The sequence below is a fragment of the Gluconobacter cerinus genome (assembly GCF_002723935.1).
Classification (GTDB): Bacteria; Pseudomonadota; Alphaproteobacteria; order Acetobacterales; family Acetobacteraceae; genus Gluconobacter; species Gluconobacter cerinus.
The window spans coordinates 190,176-207,577 of the sequence record NZ_BEWM01000002.1 but is presented as its reverse complement, the minus strand read 5'-3'; the positions used below and the strand labels follow the sequence as shown (position 1 = coordinate 207,577).

The window sequence follows — 17,402 nt, the reverse complement described above, 5'->3', positions numbered from 1 at the left end:
CATGCGCCCTATCTCTCTGCTTTTTGCTTTCGCTCTTGGCGTTACCGCATTTTATCACGCGGCTGAAGCTGCAGATCCTGCACCTCCCAGAGCATATTACTGGCACAACTGGACGGACCATAATGGCGTCAGCCATATGACGCGCTGTCCGTTTCACAATTACATTCTGAAAACCATGTCCAAGCCGGCAGGCCCGCAATGGCAGGACCGCCTCAAGAGCGGACAGGCTCAAATCATCTCCACCGTGCAACCCCCACATTGGGATGGAAGCTGGCACCCTGACCCGAAAGTCCAGTGGATCATTCCCCTCAAAGGCACATGGTACGTCACCGCAATGGACGGAACACGTGTCGAGATGGGACCGGGGGATGTTTCCTTGGGTGAAGACCAAATGAGCCGTAAGGACTCACAAGGTCACATCGGACATTTTGCAGGAAATGTCGGCGATGATGCTGTGACACTCATGGTCATTCAGACTAATGAACAGCCGACCACAGATCAGCCATGCCGGTTCAAATAAAACCTCCTGCCAACTGTACCGTCTTTTCCTATTCGATCGGTATTGAATTTTTCTCAATCGTCACTTTTAAAAAATGAAAGGAAAATACCGTAGACAAAATCGGTTTTTTTAAAGTGTTCGGTATCCGATAACAGATAAGACCAATTTTCGTTAAATACATAATTTGAAATAAATGTGTTGTAATGGACACACCAAGAAAATCTCACTCCAAAATCGCATTGTTACCATTGCGCACAGGAGACATTTCCTTTCAGTTTTGTAATCGAAGATACATTGAGACATGAAATGAAGGGATATCTGCCAGCAATGAACACCTCTTTTCCAACGTTGGCCCGTCCGGGTTTTTCACTGAAACCCTCCCGGACTTTTTTGAAAATTGCCTTGCTGGCTGGTATTTCCTACACAGCGCTTCCTGTTCCTGAAGCCTGTGCAGAGACGACGACGAAGCATCTTTCTGCCGCTCACAAGTCTTCTGCGAAAAAAGCGGCTGCCCCCCGTGCAACAGTGCAGTCCGCCCGTCCTCAGACATCGGTTCAAGCCAAGCCCGTTACAGTTGCGCCTGTGTCTGCGCCCGTTCAGACAATTACGAATGCCAACCTGCAGCCAGGCACATCACCTGCCGCTGAAGTCGTTACCGTTACAGGAACGCGTCTTTCCCAAACGCGCCTGACGAACGTTATGGCTGGCTCAACCGTCGATGCTGCGCAGCTTCGTGCCCGTGGCTACACGGACATGGGCATTGCCCTGATGCGTGAGAACACCGCCTTCACGGTGGGTGACAACTCCCCTATCGGTTCACAGGGCAGCTTCGGTGCTGGCCAGTCGTTCGTTTCTCTTCTGGGCCTTGGCTCACAGCGGACCCTCACCCTCGTTGACGGCATGCGCATGGTGGGTGGATCAACCGCTTCCAACTATGGTGCAGGCTCAGGCTCGCAGGTTGATGTCAGTGCCATTCCGACATCCCTGATCAAGAAGGTTGATACCCGTCTCGGTGGCGCAGGCGCGGCTTATGGTGCTGATGCTGTTGCGGGTGTCGTGAACTATCAGCTCGATGATCATTTCAAGGGTGTTGATTTCAACGCACAGGGTAACTGGACGCAGAAGCTGGATGCGCCGCAGGAAAAGATTACGTTCAAGGCTGGCACAGACTTTGACCACGGCAAGGGCGGCGTCGTTTTCGACGTGGAATATCGCAATGCTGGCGGCATGGTCGCGAATGACCGCCCCTATACAAGAGGCAGCCTGTCCACCACCTACGCTCGACCTGCTTATGGCTCGACCACGCCATATGCCCGCGTACTGACGCCAGGCGTTCGTTTCCTGCAGAACTCAGTCACTGGTCTGCCGACCACAAGCGCAGTTTACGGTCAGCTTCCAGTCAAGGCAGGTAAAGCCGGATACGCTATTCCTAACGCTGCCGGACAGGCGCTGATGTTCAGCCCTAACGGCCAGTCTCTCGTGCCTATCACGTATAACTCTGCTGTGCAGGACGGACTTCGCGCTTCAGGCGGGAACGGCATCGCGCTGCAGGATTACAACCAGCTTTATGCGCCATCCGACAAGCTGAACCTGACCACGCTTGGCCACTATGATTTCACCGATCACCTGCATGCAACATGGCAGGGATGGTATGCCCGCGGAACAGCCTCCAGCCTGGTTGGTCAGGGTACCTGGAACACGCCTCAGTTCGATGACCCACTGAGCCTGCAAAGCTATCAGACGAACACGGTCGTCAATGGTGCGTACAAACTCAGCACGAACAATCCCTACCTGACGCCCGCCGTACGTGCACAGATTGTCAATGCTCTTCAGGCAGCAGGAAAGCCGACAGATACGTTCTATCTGTCACGCCTGAACCAGGATCTTGACGCAGGCATGTATCGTACCACCATGCAGATGTTCCGCTTCCAGGGCGGCCTGAACGGTGATTTCGACACAGTTGGCCGTCATTTCGAGTGGTCTGTGAAGGGTGTGTACGGCAAGTACATGAACGACACCTGGGAACCGTCTATTGCCACCCAGAACCTGACCAATGCGCTGAACGCCACGACGGACGCCAGCGGCAATATCGTCTGCTCTCCAGGCTATACAAACTCTACGGCCGTCACACGGAGCTCCACCTGCTCGCCGTTGAACCCGTTTGGTTACAACCAGATGACGCCAGCCGCCCGCGACTACGTCATTTCGGATGCGCACAGCAAAAACACAAACGCGCAGCGCGATCTTCAGGCAGAAATTCACAGCACGGTTGCCCACCTGCCGGCTGGTGATATCCGCTGGGATCTTGGCTACGAGCATCGTCGTGAAGGCTACAACTTCAACCCAGGCAGCTTCTTCCAGGGTGAGCAGCAGGCGGACGGAACCTACAAGCAGTACGGCAACTCAACCGCCATCCCCATTACGTCGGGCGCCTATCACACGCATGAAGTCTTTGGTGAGCTGGATATTCCGCTTGTTTCCCCGAACATGCATGTCCCGGGCGTTTACAGCCTGTCCGCAACAGCAAACGGCCGCTTTATTAACAACAGCATGACCGGCAACTACTGGACGTACATGTTTGGTGGTGCGTGGTGGCCAACGCAGGATTTCGGCCTGTCCGGGAACTATGCCCAGTCCGTTCGTAATCCGTCCGTGACTGAGCTTTTTGCACCCCAGAGCACGACCTACAATACAGCAGAAGATCCCTGCTCCATCGAGTACATCACCTCTGGTCCTGCTCCTGCAACGAGAGCGGCCAATTGCGCAAAGGAAGGAATTCCCAAGGGCGGTTTCAGCTCGAACATCAATTATTACACAGCGCAGGGCAAATCAGGCGGCAACGCAAAGCTGCAGAACGAGACGTCTCACAGCTACACAGGCACGCTGGATTTCCATCCGCACTTCGTCCGTGGCCTCGACATGACGGCCTCTTTTGTTGATGTCAAAGTCAACAATGAGATCACATCTCTGAGTGTCGGCGATCTGATGAATGCCTGCTATGATTCAGGCTCTTACCCGAACAACGCATACTGCAACTCCTTCAAGCGTGATTCGGACCACCAGGTTGAGAGCTTCACGTCCGGCTATTTCAACATTGCCAACCAGCATATGCAGATCCTGCAAGCGAACATCGACTACTATGTTCCGCTGCAGCGCCTCGGCTTGCCGCAGTCTGCTGGCAACATCGAACTTCGTGGAAACTACTCTCACTACCTGCGCAATCAGCAGACATATCTTGGCAACACATATCTCCTGAATGGTGATACGCAGTCTCCGAACAATCTGTTCACGCTGGACTTTAACTATACGCGTGGCCCGATTTTCTTCCAGTGGCAGACTATTTACTATGGCAAATCCAAGTATGCCCTGCAGGTTTCAGACTATACGTACGAGCATAACAACCGCCCGGGCTTTGCGTATTTCAACACGACGTTTGGATATCAGATCACCAAGAACATTGATGCCAACTTCATGATCAACAACATTACCGGTGCACTCCCCAAGTACCCCGGTACAGTCGATATGACGCGCTATTACGATGCCATCATGGGACGGTCGTTCCAGCTAAACATCGGTGCTCATTTCTGATCTTTTCGATTTAGATATGACACGAGAAAGAGGGGCTTCTGGCCCCTCTTTTTTTTGTGCTCAGCACCGGAGACGTCACGAAAACTTCGCACTCGCGTGGGAGAGATGCTCTGTTTTCGTTCTGAAAATTCCGCTTAACTGGAAGCATGAAAAAGCTTCTTGCCAAGGCGTTTAGCGCGACCCTTCTGACCCTTATCAGCGGTTGTGCTTCAACGCCACTTCAGCCGACGCCATGGATCGGGAAGCCAACTGTCATTCTGATTTCTCTGGATGGTTTTCGAACAGAATATCTTTCCAGAGGGCTGACACCTCACCTATTAGAGCTGGCTCGGAATGGCGTTTCTGCTGAGGGTATGCGGCCTTCTTTTCCATCCATTACATTCCCTAACCACTACACGTTGGTGACTGGCCTCAGACCCGACCACCATGGGATTGTCGGGAATACAATGTATGATCCGGACCATCCCGGAATAAAATTCACCATGCAGAGCAAGGACTCCTATTGGTGGAATGAAGCTGAGCCAATCTGGGTCACCGCGAAACAGCATGGACTGAATGTTGGCACGCTGTTCTGGCCTGGATCAGAAGCTATTATTCATAATATGCGGCCAGACGAATGGCTGCCTTTCCGTTCGCAGATGTCTGACAGCGAACGCGTGCACACACTGCTATCCTGGTATGACGCGCAACCTGCAAAGCGCCCTGACTTCAGTACACTCTATTTCAATATCGTTGACACACAGGGCCACCATTTTGGGCCTGACTCGGTTGAAGTTAAGGCTGCCCTGGAAGATGTTGACGATGGCATCGGGCAACTGATCGAGGGGCTGAAAAAACGTCATATCCCCGCTGATATTATAGTCGTCGCAGATCACGGTATGGCGTCCGTTGGGGAAAATCATATCATTCCCATGGATCAGATCGCGCCAGCCTCCTCATATCATTGGATCACGGGAGGCGCTTACGCCGGGGTAAATGCTGTGCCGGGAAAAACGGCAGTTCTGGAGAAAGCGCTCCTTCAGTCGCACTCGCATATGACATGCTGGCGCAAAGCTGAAATTCCGGAACGATTTCACTATGGAAAGAATCCCCGTGTCCCTGCCTATATCTGTCTTGCTGATGTCGGCTGGATGATTCAGGCCACTACTCCAGACAAATCTCAGAACCCGTATAAGGGCGCTCACGGCTATGATCCCGCAGCACCGCAAATGAGCGCCGTTTTCGTTGCGAATGGCCCCGACTTCAAAGCCGGTAAGGTGCTACCGCCCTTTGACAATGTCGATGTCTACTCTTTGATGACGCATTTGCTGGATATTCCCGCACAACCCAATGACGGCACACTCAAGACATTTCTGCCGGTTCTGAACACACCCTGAAAAATCATAAAAAAAGCCGGGGTTTCCCCCAGCTTCTTCTCGTGGAATACCTATGATCAGGCGCTTTCTTTGACCTTGTGCTTGACCTTGACGTCGTGCCCCTTGAGCATTCCATGCCAGTACAGCCGAGGGAAAACTTCGGTTTTCAGGAGCCAAGCGAAGCGGCTGGGTTTCCGCTGATCATACGGGAAACTCGGAGCAACCTTCCCGCCATACAGGAACTCTGCCAGCACGACTTTGCCGTAAGACACTGTCAGTGGGCAGGCACCATATCCATCATACGCCCCCGTTTGAGGGCGACCGTCGAGAGAGGCCAGCAGGTTCGAGACCACAACGGGAGCCTGCTCGCGCGCGGCCGCAGCTGTCTTGGCATTACTGGTGCCCAGAACATCTCCAGCGCCGAAAACGGTATCGTACTTCACATGACGCAGGCTTGTAGGGTCCACATCCAGCCAGCCACCGGCATTGGCAAGGGGGCTTTTCTTGACGAAATCCGGAGCGGACTGTGGCGGAACAACGTGCAGCATGTCGAACGACCGAACAACAGTTTCGTCTGTGCCAACAATCTGGAAGGTCGCTTCACGTTTCTCCCCATCGACCTTGATGAGGTTCTCCTTTTTATGAAGATTGACCCCATAAAAATCGATCTGCTTCTGGAGGGAAGGCACATAGTATGCCACGCCAAACAGCGCGTCGCCCGCCATGCAAAAATCGACTTCCGTGCGGTGAAGCGACCCTTCCTTGCGCCAGTGATCGCTCGCCAGATAGACAATCTTCTGCGGTGCGCCAGCACACTTGATGGGCATAGGAGGCTGTGTAAAGAGCGCCTTTCCACCATCAAGATGACGAATGCATTCCCACGTGTAGGCAGCCGTTTCACGGGAATAGTTGGACGTCACACCATTACGGCCCAGCGTCTCGGGTAGTCCCTCGATTTTATCCCAGTCCAACTGAAGCCCAGGGCATACAACCAGCCGACGATATTCCACCACACGACCACTTTCGAGCGTCACCGTGTTCGCGTCAGGATCGAAAGACACCACACTGTCTCGCAGCCAGGTCACGTCTTTCGGAATCAGGCCACCTTCCTGACGGAGCGTTTCCGCCAGCGTCATCACGCCGGCTCCAACCAGCGTCCAGCCCGGCTGATAGGCATGCGTCGTAGATGGTTCGATGATGGCAATCGACAGGTTGGGTCGCTGATGTCGAAGCTGCGCTGCAATGGTGATGCCTGCAGCACCCCCACCAACGATGACGACGGAGAAGCGATCCTGCGGGTTGGAATCTGTCATGTTCGATGCTCCAGAGTCATGGGCTGACAAAAGAAGACCCTAAACCAGACGGGCCAGTCTTTCGGTAAGAAGAGTGTAGAACGCGTCTGAATCAATGTGATCAATCCATAACGCATTAGGGAGGCGATCGGTTACCTTCCAAAGATCGACAACGCTCTGTCCCAGACAAAGCGGTGCTTCAATCTCGATCTCGACGTTACACTCCCGTCCGGAGAACAGGTCTGGGCGCAGCAGCCAGCCAATCGTCAGCGGGTCATGGAGTGCACCGCCTTCCCATCCATATTTTAGCTTCTCAAAGCGGTCTTCAGCACCCAGCATCCGGACAACCATATCGCCCACAGGTGTTCCAAGCGCAGCAATAGGTGCCAGCCGCGCAGGAGTCGCAATGGCGCGATGGGTCACATCGAGGGGGAGCAGCGTGACAGGAATACCTGCACCCATCACGATTTTCGCAGCGTGGGGATCAACGAAGAAGTTGAATTCCGCAGTCGGCGTGATGTTTCCACCTTCGCGCTGCGCGCCACCCATTGCGACAATCCGGGAAATTTTGGGCGCAATATCCGGGGCGTGCGTCAAGGCGTGCGCCAGATTGGTCAGAGGACCCAGGCAAACCAGCGTAATGGCGCCTTTCGGCTCCTTCCGCAGCACATCGATCAGATGGGTAGCGGCGTCCATCGGCTGCTCACGGAGACGAGGGGTTGGCAGGTTAGCGCCCCCCATTCCGGTTTCACCATGCACGTATTCCGCACTGATCGGCGCCTTATGAAGAGGCCGTGCGGCACCGGCAAAAACCGGTACATCCTCACGCCCTGCCAGTTCGAGCAGGGCGCATGCGTTTTTCGTGGTCTGAGCGAGCGACACGTTGCCAGCAACGGTCATGATCGCTTCGACCTGCAGTTCTGGCGAGGCCAGCGCCAGCAGGATTGCCACGGCATCGTCCTGACCGGGATCCGTGTCGATAATAATCCGGCGGGGGCTGACCTGCGTCATCATGCGTCCTTTTCGTCGTCCTTGAACCAGGCTTCAACCGTCCCCGTGACCTTCAGCGTCATCGGACGGCCTTTGCGGTCCACGGCCTTGCCAACAGACAGACGTGCCCAGCCTTCGCTGATGCAGTATTCCTCAACATTGGTCTTCTCTTCGCCCTTGAGGCGAACACCAACGCCGCGGTTCAGCACGTCTTCATTGTAGTATGGGCTGTCCGGGCTGGCGCACAGGCGGTCGGGAGGGGTATCGCTCATAATCGGTTCCTTTCTGTCTTCTGTGGCATCTTCTGTAGCGCCGGATGGCCTCACCTCCAAGTCAGGATGGCTCCCCGGAGACAACCGGCGCTGCTATGATGCGTTTTCCTCCTCAGGAGACCATGAGTTACCATGACATTCATTCGCTTCCGCCGAACGATGGGCGCTACACTTCTCAGCCTTACCTCTCTTGGTGCCGCCCTGTCCGGTTGTGCATCGCAGGATGACGGAGACTCCTATTCCGTCAGCGTCCCGGTGGCAGCGGGTCAGGCGATGCGTCTTGATCACATGATTTCCCATGTTCCAGGCCAGGCGTGGCGTCTCACTTATCGCAGCGCAGATGCCCGTAATCCGAAGCAGCTTGTTCGGGTGTCAGCGGAAGTTCTGGTTCCCGCGGGCAAGCCGCCCGCTGGTGGGTGGCCTGTCTTGGCCTGGGCTCATGGAGAAAGTGGCCTGCATCTGACATGTGCGCCTTCTGTCATGGGCCTCGGGACTGTTCAGGAACGCTTTTATGGTCCCTGGCTGCGACAGGGCTTTGCGATTGTCGCCACAGACTATCCGGGTCTTGGGGAGCCCGGCGAGGCATTGCTTCTCAATGCCCGTTCAGAAGGGATGAGCGTCCTGGATTCCGTTCGAGCCGCTCACGAACGCCTTCCTTCGATCTCCACGACAGTACTTCTCAGTGGCCATTCGCAAGGCGCTCAGGCGGCTCTGGCAGCCTCCGCAATGGCGGCGTCCTATGCTCCCCAATTGCATATTCTGGGAACGATCGCTGTTGCCCCGCCCTATCTGGATGCGCAGGGCGTTCAGGATCTTCTGCACCCTCGTAATCCGCACAACTTCTCACCAGTCGTTCCGGAACTCCTGTCTCTTGGCGCGTCTCTGGCTCAGGCTGACCCCTCCTTTGACGCCAACGCTGTCTTCACAAACCGGGCTCTGGCTTTGATGCATGACGCCGGAAGCACATGCAGTTCGGATTTCTTTCCGATGGCCCACCGTTCAGGCCTGACACCTGCTACGACACTCAAGTCCGGCGCCGATGCCGTATTGGCGCCGGCACTGAAATGGGCTGAATATCCGTCCCTGTCGCTCTCAACGCCTGTCATGATTGCAACGGGGGCGCAGGATCTGCACTCCTCCCCAACCGAGCAGCATCGTTTGGTAAATGCACTATGTGCTGCAGGGACTTCCGTCAGCCACACGACCTATGGCGGTGCCAGCCATAGTGGCACTCTTGCTGCGGTCACCACAGATGCTCATGGTTTCGCACGAACCCTCCTTGCAGGGCAGAAGCCTACGAACAACTGCCCTGCACAATGACGATCCTCATTACAGGGGCTGGTTCTGGAATCGGTCAAGGATTGGCACACCGCCTTTCCAGGCCATACCAGACCCTGTTTTTGGGAGATCTGCATTCGGACAGCCTGAACCTGACTCAAGCGCAATGCTCGTCTTTGGGGGCAGTCGTTCATACTCGCTGCATAGACGTGCGCGACCGAGCAGAAATGGCTGAGTGGATAAGCGAATCCGCTCGCTCCAGACTGGAAATGGTATTTGTATGCGCGGGCCTGACTGGAGGCCTTCCACCCTCCCACGGACACCCTTCGGTCATGGAGCGGGAAGAACATGCGAGAGCCATTTTTGAGACCAATCTGACGGGTGCCCTCAACACCCTTTTCCCAGCTATCGAACAGATGCGTCAGCAAAAGCCGGATAAAAACGGTCACAGAGGCCGTATCTGCGTCATGTCTTCAGTCGCGAGCTTCGTCTCTTACCCGGGGACCCCATCTTATTCAGCCTCCAAGGCTGCAATTGATCGGTTTGTCGTTGCCAGTGCTCCGAGCCTGGAAAAACAGGGAATTTCCCTCACAAGCGTTTGTTGCGGGTTTGTAAAAACTCCGATGGTGCGGGCCAATCGTTTTCCCATGCCAGGTCTGGTCTCCACAGAAGAGGCAGTACGCCGCATTCTGCGTGGAACGCTACGGGGACAAAGACGAATCATGTTTCCATTCTGGCTTGGGTTAGGTGCACGTCTGACAGACCTTTTGCCGCCGCGTCTGGCTGAACGTTACTATTGCAGGCAGCCCTCTGCCCAACCGGGCGGAATGCCCGATTACTGACCAGTCTCACGGTACGAAAATGACTTTTCGTGTCCTAATAGTAATGACCAAAAGACCATAATCGGGGATAAGCTGTCGGCATGAATTTCTGCCGCTTTTTCATTGACCGCCCCGTCGCAACAATCCTGATGTCTCTTGCCATCTTCATGGCCGGCGTCATCTGCTATCCTCTTCTGCCTGTTGCGACGATGCCTGATGCCACCACAACCAACATCATGGTCGTGGCATCACAGCCGGGTGCGGACCCACAGCAGATGGCAACATCTGTTACGACCCCGCTGGAGCGGCGTCTTGGCTCCATTGCCGATGTGAAGAGCATTGAGTCTGATACCAGTCAGGGTCAGGCGCAGATTTTCATTGAGTTCTCGTCTTCCCGGAACATCGACGGTGCCCTGCGAGACGTACAGGCCGCTCTTCGGGCTGCCCGCAGCGATCTTCCCACCGGCACGCTCGACGATGATCCGCAGGCCTTCAAACTGGATGGCAGTGGTTTCCCGGTTTACCTGCTCAGTGTCACGACAGACCAGCTGACACAGGCCGAGCTTTATGATGTGGCCAACATTCAGGTCAAACCTTATCTGGCCAAGGTCAAAGGGGTAGGTCGCGTGGAGGTCGTTGGTTCATCGAACCCGGCCGTTCGTGTGGAGCTTAATCCGGGACCTCTGTATAAATGGGGCATCGGGCTTGAAAATATCCGCTCGGCCCTCGCCTCTGCCAATGCCTTCACTCCAAAGGGTTTCATCGACAGTCATGGCACACGCATGCTGCTGTCGACCAACGATCAGGCCGTCAAAGCGAGCGAATACAGGGATCTGATTGTCGGCTACCGGAACGGACTGTATCCCGTCCGCCTCAAGGACGTCGCAAACGTCTATGATGGTGTGCAGGACGTTTATCAAACGAGCTACATCAATGGTCACCGGGCCATTACGCTCATCGTTTCCGGTCAGCCCCACGCCAACACCGTGGCGATCGTTGATGGGATCAATGCTAATCTGGACAAACTGCGAGAGGGTCTGCCGGGTAGCGTCAAATTAACTGTTGGCCTCGATACATCCCGCTCCGTTCGGGCGGCCCTTGATGATGCGAGAGACGCCCTCATCATTTCCGTCATTCTGGTGGTGCTGGTCATCCTGCTTTTCTTCCGCAGGGTCATGACCACTGTCATTCCGGCCGTCACTGTGCCGATTGCCCTGTCCGGCACGCTGGCCGCAATGGCCTACTTCAACTTTACTCTGGACGTTCTATCTCTGATGTCCCTGACGATCGCTGTCGGGTTCGTTGTTGATGATGCCATTGTGGTGCTTGAGAACATTGCGCGGCACATTGAAGATGGGATGGATCATTACGAAGCCAGCATTGTTGGCTCGTCGGAAATCGGTTTCACGGTCCTGTCCATCAGCGCCTCGCTTGTTGCGGTGTTTATTCCTTTGCTGTTTTTGCCGGGAACTGCGGGCTCGATCATGTTCGAGTTCTGCATGACGATGATTTCCGCCATCGTGATTTCAATGTGGCTGTCCCTCACCCTGACACCCATGATGTGCGCTCGCATGCTTGAGATTGATCATGGGACCGGTCCCCGTAAGGGTCTTACAGGGGCAATCGTGCGCTTTACTGAAGCGGGGCTGGATGGCCTCGTGCGTCTTTACGCCCGTTCCATGCACTGGTGCCTGCGGCACACGATCCTTATGGGTCTGACCCTTCCATTGAGCTTTATCCTGCTCGTGGGTTCAGTCATCGTCATGCCCAAGGAATTTATCCCCGAGCAGGATATTTCCCTGATTGGCAGTCGCATCCAGGGCGATGCGACCATGTCCTTTGATGAAATTGACCGCAGGCTGCGTGCTGTTGGTGCAATCGTGCAGCGGGACCCGGACGTAACATCCACGACCATTTTCAGTAACGATAAAAACTCCGGCCAGCTCTACCTGCATTTGAAAGAGAAAAGCGAGCGTGCTCCGGTAGCGACAGTGCTGGCCCGTATTCGCAAGGCTGTTCCCGTTGAACCGGGAGCAGACGTGATGTTCTGGAATGTCGGCGGCAATAGCCAAGGGGGAAGCAGCCAGAAAAATACGGGTGCTTATCGATATGTTCTCCGCAGCGAAGATATTGCCAGCCTGACAGGCTATCTCCCTAAAATGCTGGGAGCGCTGCGTGCATCCGGGCAGTTGGTCAACCTTTCTTCAGCAACGGAAAGCCAGTCCATCGCGGCCTACGTCACGGTCCATCGCGATACGGAAGCACGGTATGGCATCACACCGCAGCTCATCCAGAATGTTCTGTATGATTCCTACGGCCAGACCATCGTCTCCACGATCCACCTTCCCCTGACGACACACCGGGTCGTCATGGTTCTGGGACCGCAGTATCGAACTGATCCCAACATGCTGCATCAGGTCTGGATTTCAACTTCTGCTGGCACAGCGGCAGGTGGTGTGGCGTCCAACCTGATTAGAGCCAAGGCCTCCACTAGCGGGACTGAAAGCACATTTGCATCTCTTGCAACGGCATCTATTCAGAACTCACTGGCCAACCAGATTTCCGGCAACAGTTCCAGTGGTGCCGCTGTATCGTCTTCGACAGAAAAGATGATCCCACTTGAAAACGTGGCTTCAATTCTCTGGAAACAGCAGCCGCTCGATGTCACCCATCGTTCGGGATACTATTCGACCGCTATTTCCTTCGATCTGGCGCCCGGCGTGACCTATGCTCAGGGCGTGCAGCTCATTCAGGACACGCTGAAAAACACCCATGCTCCAGAAGGTGTTCTGGGCGAGTTCACGGGGACAGCGGGCGATACAACCAAAGTCATGATCAATGCACTGCTGGCGTTCGCAGCAGCCATTGCCGTCATGTATATTGTGCTTGGCATTCTGTATGAGAGCCTAATTCATCCCATTACCATTCTCTCCACGCTGCCCTCTGCCGGCATTGGCGCCATCATAGGGCTATGGTGCTTTGGAATGCCCTTCAGCGTTGTTGCTGTTATCGGCATCATCCTGCTGACAGGCATTGTGAAAAAGAACGCTATTCTGGTGATCGACTTTGCCATTCATGCAGAGCGCCATGATGGATTGTCGCCCAAGGATGCCATTTTCAAGGCGTCCATTACGCGTTTCCGCCCAATTCTCATGACCTCTCTCGCTGCGGCCCTCGGTGCCGTACCGCTTATCATCGGACATGGTTACGGGAGCGAGATGCGGGCCCCGCTGGGCGTCTCTGTGCTCGGAGGCATGATCGTAAGTCAGTTGCTCACGCTTTATACGACTCCGATCGTCTATCTCTGGATGGATGCGATTGGAAAATGGGTCCGGCGAATGATGCTCCGCATTGGAAAGCTCTTCCAGCACCGCGCTATGCCCGGCAGTATGCAGAACCAGAGTTAGGCCAGACGAGCGGACTGCTTTTCATTTTGAAGCCTGAAATGCCACTGCGTTTCAGGCTTTTTTATAACGTCGGCAAGTTCACTGCTGCAGGACGGTTTCGGCTGTCCGCTGAAAGAGGAGCAATGTCCGGGATGACCTCGACTTCGGTTCGTCCCATGACCCGCCCCGTCAGAACCATGTGGCTGTTGGCATTATAAATATGAACAGTATCGCCTTTGCCACCTGCCTCCAGAACGTTTCCTGACACTGTCAGGCGAACTCCCGGCAAGGTGTAGGACAAAACCACGGGTGATCCGCGCCGCACTAATTGAGGGTGCACAAGTTGCGAGGATGCCAGAACCTGTCCCGCAGACAGACTGCCTCTTGCTTCCAGACCTACTGCATCATCAACAGTCTGCAACGCGTCTTCAGGCACATCGGATGACCGGACCAAAGTAACACTCACATCTTCCGGCAACACAGGCTGCCCAGGATGAAGCCCATGACGAAGCGTCACGGCCCGGACCTCCATGGTCACGGAGCCATTCACCAAAAAGGATGTTGCTTTCCCACCCGATGTGGCTGGAACCTCCATTCGGGCATTGAAATGGCCACCCCCTCGTGGTGGACGCTCCAGATGCAGAAGAACTGGAGCCGCCTGATCCTGCGCAGGAACTGGCACTGACCGAAAACCACTCAGGGTAATTTCAACATGAGCGTCCTGAGGCAAATCCAGCCCCTGGTGCAAAACCGGTAGAATATCATCTTCCCCGATTAAACGTGTGGCCCGCGCCACCGTCGTGGAGACCAAAGGGGATGCATCTGGCCAGTCCACACCAAACTGTGCAGCAATCGCTGTCAATTGCGGGCCACCTACAACATAATTCGCGCCAAGTGCAGGAGCGTCTCCGATATCGGCGTCCTGCGCTGACGTCAGGCCTGAAAACAGATCGGAAAGATGAACACGAGCATGATCGATACTGATATTCGTGCGGAGCGTGGCCGCATGGACGGAACCCGTTGCTACAGCTGAAAACACCAGCAGTCCGACTTGCCACCACCCTCCTTTCACGTTCAGCGGCCGCCAAGGTTGTTGAGCGTCTGCATCATGTCGTCTGCTGACGTAATGACCTTGCTGTTCATTTCGTATGCACGCTGCGCCGTAATGAGATCTGTAATTTCCGTCACAACATTGACGTTCGAGTTCTCAACATAGCCTTGCATGACACTGCCATAACCCGTTGTGTTCGGGGTTCCGAGCATTGCATCGCCAGAGGCCGTGGTGGGCGTGAACAGGTTCTGGCCCATCGCGTCCAGGCCATTTTCATTCGTGAAGGTTGCAAGCTGGAGCTGACCGACAACAGTTGAATTGTTCTGCCCGGCGACGGTTACGCTGACCTGCCCGGACTGATCAATACTGACACTCTGGGCATTATTGGGGATCGTGATGGTCGGGCTTAGCTGGTAGCCATCTGCTGTGACAAGCGATCCCGTATTGTCCATCGAGAAGGTACCATCTCGCGTGTAAGCCAACTGTCCGGAGGGGAGCTGGATCTGAAAGTATCCCTTGCCCTGCACGGCTAGATCCAGAGAGTTACTGGTTTGTTCAAGACTACCTTGATCATTGATGCGATAAATAGCGGCTGTTTTTACACCCAGACCAACCTGCGCTCCGGCAGGCACAGTCGTACCTGTATCAGACGAACTCGTGCCGACCCGGCGAATATTCTGGTAGATGAGATCCTGGAACTCAGCACGAGACCGTTTGTATCCGGTCGTACTCATGTTCGCGATGTTGTTCGAAATGGTCTCAACGTTGGTCTGTTGGGCCTGCATGCCCGTTCCAGCAATATCGAGTGCGCGCATGTGGCTTTAATCCTTGTCCCGTCAGGACGTCTGTCAGGCGGAGACCTGAACGATTTTATCGATGGCGTTCTGCTGACGTGTCGCCTCGGCGTTGACGAACTGCGCCATGAAATCGAAATTGCGCTGGATATCCATCATCTTCGTGACCTCGGACATCATCTGCACATTACTGCCCTCGACCATGCCTTGCAGGATCGAAGGCCTGTCCACGGCATCAGTTGGCTGGTCTGATCGGAGAAGATGACTGCCCTCAGCCTGGAGAGTGTTATTGTCCCGTGCAGTCACGATACCGATCTGCCCGGCTTCACCGGTTTCAGTGGTTATGACACCGTCCGAAGAAATGGTGAGTTGATGATCCGTTGCTGGCAGCACGATGGGCTGCCCTTCCCGGTCCAGAAGGGCGTTACCACTTTCGTCAACTACCGTTCCGTCCTGCTGCTTCTCAAAACGGCCAGCGCGTGTCAGTCGCACACCGTTAGCGGTCTGCACCTGGAAATACCCCTCTCCACCCAATGCAAGATCGAGCGGGTTTCCCGTCTGCTGCATGTCGCCCTGTTGAAAGTCACGATAGGTCGCGCGATCCTGAGTATAGGCTTGGGTCTCAGCGCCCGTGGGCTGGGTACTTCCGTGCTGGCGGGAGAGATAATCACTGAACAAAACGTTTTCGCGTTTGTAACCAACCGTGGAAGCATTGGACATGTTGTCTGCCACCACCGACATGGCGCGTTGCTGGGCATCCATGCGCGAAAGGGCAATATAGGTGCTGTTCTCCACGGCTGAAGCTCCGGCATTCCACTGTCATGGAGGAAGCTTAACTGTCAGACCCTTTCCCAATCGTTAACTGCACCCGTCAGGACGAGTCGTCCTGACGGTATGGAGAGCCTGCTGCCAGGGCCTCGGCTTCATCCAGAAGAGCGCTCCGCTCTTCCTCCAGAAAAGCCGCAACAGCTCTCCCCAGTCCCGGATCCAAAAAGGCGTGCGCCGAGCGCGTAAGAGCTGGCAGATAACCGCGCTGGATCTTGTGTTCCCCCTGCGCGCCAGCTTCCACACGGGTCAACCCATGGGCAATGGCAAAATCGATGGCCTGATAGTAGCACAACTCAAAATGGAGGAAGGGCCACTCACCGTCACATCCCCAGTTCCGCCCGAAGAGAGTATCTTTTCCCATCAGATTCAGGGCCCCCGCCACAGGGCGACCTTCATGCTCCGCAAGCATCAGAACGACGCTGTTGCCCAAGCGCTCTGAAAGCATCGGGAAGAAGCTTTCAGACAGATAAGCACTCCCCCATTTTCGATCGACCGTAGACTGATAGAATCGATAAAAGGCTTTCCAGTCCGCAGCGGTAATGTCCGCGCCTTGCCTTGTCACGAATGTAAGGCCAGCGGTCTGGGCTGTTTTGCGTTCCTTGCGAATGGCCTTGCGCTTACGGGATGACAGGGCATTCAGGAAATCCTCGAAAGACGCGTATCCCTGATTTTGCCAGTGATACTGAATGCCTAGGCGCTTGAGGTATCCGGCGCTTTCAAATGCCTCCATCGAGGCATCATCACAAAATGTCGCATGTACGGAAGACAGACCTAGCTGCCCGGCTGCTTGCATTAAAGCCGATGCCAGCGCGCGTGCGACGGCCTGTGGTTCCACCTGATCAGGCCGGACAAGAAGGCGCGGACCGGGGACTGGGGAAAACGGAACCGCACACTGGAACTTGGGATAATAGTGCCCTCCAGCAGCCTCATAGGCCCGCGCCCAAGACTGATCGAAGACATATTCGCCCATGGAATGGGCTTTTCCATAAAGAGGAGCGAGCGCTGCGATCGTTCCATTGGGAGCGCGTAGTGCAGCGTGCCGGACAAGCCATCCGGTTCGATCCGCGACGGATCCACTGTCTTCCAGAGCCGAAAGAAATCCGAAGGACACAAACGGATTTTCGTCGCCGGCGCAGGCATCCCATTCAGCCGGGCCGATTTCATGGATGGACGCATGAAGCGTCAGCGTCCAGTCAGTCGCTTCTGATGGCGGGGGAGTAGAGGCGCTCATGACGGCTGATCCTGCAA

General features: G+C 55.2%; 13 protein-coding genes. 6 read left to right on the top strand and 7 right to left on the bottom strand.

Annotated features, from left to right (window positions below):
• Position 1: 1 nt before the first annotated feature.
• The 3 genes from GCE01_RS04920 (at position 2) to GCE01_RS04910 (ending at position 5,463) form a co-directional block, all read left to right on the top strand.
• Positions 2–520, top strand: a complete 519-nt coding sequence (locus tag GCE01_RS04920; RefSeq protein WP_099211394.1) for a cupin domain-containing protein — start codon at positions 2–4, stop codon at positions 518–520.
• 306 nt (positions 521–826) lie between these two features.
• Positions 827–4,087 carry a TonB-dependent receptor gene (locus tag GCE01_RS04915; protein ID WP_244591090.1) on the top strand — a complete coding sequence of 1,087 codons (3,261 nt, stop codon included), beginning with the start codon at positions 827–829 and terminating at the stop codon, positions 4,085–4,087.
• 146 nt (positions 4,088–4,233) lie between these two features.
• Positions 4,234–5,463 carry an alkaline phosphatase family protein gene (locus GCE01_RS04910; protein WP_099211392.1) on the top strand — a complete coding sequence of 410 codons (1,230 nt, stop codon included), beginning with the start codon at positions 4,234–4,236 and terminating at the stop codon, positions 5,461–5,463.
• A gap of 56 nt (positions 5,464–5,519) precedes the next feature.
• On the opposite strand, the gene GCE01_RS04905 is transcribed toward GCE01_RS04910, so the two are convergent.
• The 3 genes from GCE01_RS04905 to GCE01_RS04895 are packed head-to-tail and all read right to left on the bottom strand — an operon-like array spanning position 5,520 to position 7,996.
• Positions 5,520–6,755 carry an NAD(P)/FAD-dependent oxidoreductase gene (locus GCE01_RS04905; RefSeq protein WP_086633253.1) on the bottom strand — a complete coding sequence of 412 codons (1,236 nt, stop codon included), beginning with the start codon at positions 6,753–6,755 and terminating at the stop codon, positions 5,520–5,522.
• Between the two features lie 39 nt (positions 6,756–6,794).
• Positions 6,795–7,748 (bottom strand): nucleoside hydrolase, encoded by a 954-nt coding sequence (locus tag GCE01_RS04900; protein ID WP_099211390.1) that lies wholly within the window; start codon positions 7,746–7,748, stop codon positions 6,795–6,797.
• Positions 7,745–7,996, bottom strand: a complete 252-nt coding sequence (locus GCE01_RS04895) for a DUF3297 family protein (RefSeq protein WP_046900479.1) — start codon at positions 7,994–7,996, stop codon at positions 7,745–7,747. The genes GCE01_RS04900 and GCE01_RS04895 overlap by 4 nt, the downstream gene beginning before the upstream one ends.
• A 132-nt stretch (positions 7,997–8,128) precedes the next feature.
• Between GCE01_RS04895 and GCE01_RS04890 the strand changes: the two genes are divergently transcribed.
• The 3 genes from GCE01_RS04890 to GCE01_RS04880 all read left to right on the top strand — a co-directional run bounded on the left by GCE01_RS04890 (position 8,129) and on the right by GCE01_RS04880 (position 13,502).
• Positions 8,129–9,316, top strand: a complete 1,188-nt coding sequence (locus tag GCE01_RS04890) for a lipase family protein (RefSeq protein ID WP_099211388.1) — start codon at positions 8,129–8,131, stop codon at positions 9,314–9,316.
• A complete protein-coding gene (locus GCE01_RS04885; protein WP_099211386.1) occupies positions 9,313–10,116 on the top strand; it encodes an SDR family NAD(P)-dependent oxidoreductase in 804 nt (267 codons plus the stop codon). Before GCE01_RS04890 ends, GCE01_RS04885 begins: the two co-directional genes overlap by 4 nt.
• A gap of 80 nt (positions 10,117–10,196) precedes the next feature.
• The gene (locus GCE01_RS04880) at positions 10,197–13,502 is read left to right on the top strand and encodes an efflux RND transporter permease subunit (RefSeq protein ID WP_244591089.1); all 3,306 of its coding nucleotides are present in this window, start codon (positions 10,197–10,199) and stop codon (positions 13,500–13,502) included.
• 61 nt (positions 13,503–13,563) lie between these two features.
• Here GCE01_RS04880 and flgA read toward each other — a convergent pair whose 3' ends face one another.
• The 4 genes from flgA to GCE01_RS04860 all read right to left on the bottom strand — a co-directional run bounded on the left by flgA (position 13,564) and on the right by GCE01_RS04860 (position 17,385).
• Positions 13,564–14,520 (bottom strand): flagellar basal body P-ring formation chaperone FlgA, encoded by a 957-nt coding sequence (flgA, locus tag GCE01_RS04875; RefSeq protein WP_244591088.1) that lies wholly within the window; start codon positions 14,518–14,520, stop codon positions 13,564–13,566.
• 35 nt (positions 14,521–14,555) lie between these two features.
• On the bottom strand, positions 14,556–15,347 hold the full coding sequence (gene flgG, locus GCE01_RS04870; protein ID WP_046900475.1) for a flagellar basal-body rod protein FlgG: 792 nt from the start codon (positions 15,345–15,347) through the stop codon (positions 14,556–14,558).
• 33 nt (positions 15,348–15,380) lie between these two features.
• Entirely contained in the window at positions 15,381–16,121 is a 741-nt protein-coding gene (flgF, locus tag GCE01_RS04865; protein WP_086633257.1) for a flagellar basal-body rod protein FlgF, read from the bottom strand.
• Positions 16,122–16,197: 76 nt separating this feature from the next.
• Complete coding sequence (locus tag GCE01_RS04860) at positions 16,198–17,385, bottom strand: GNAT family N-acetyltransferase (protein ID WP_099211384.1); 1,188 nt, start codon at positions 17,383–17,385, stop codon at positions 16,198–16,200.
• Between the last annotated feature and the right edge of the window lie 17 nt (positions 17,386–17,402).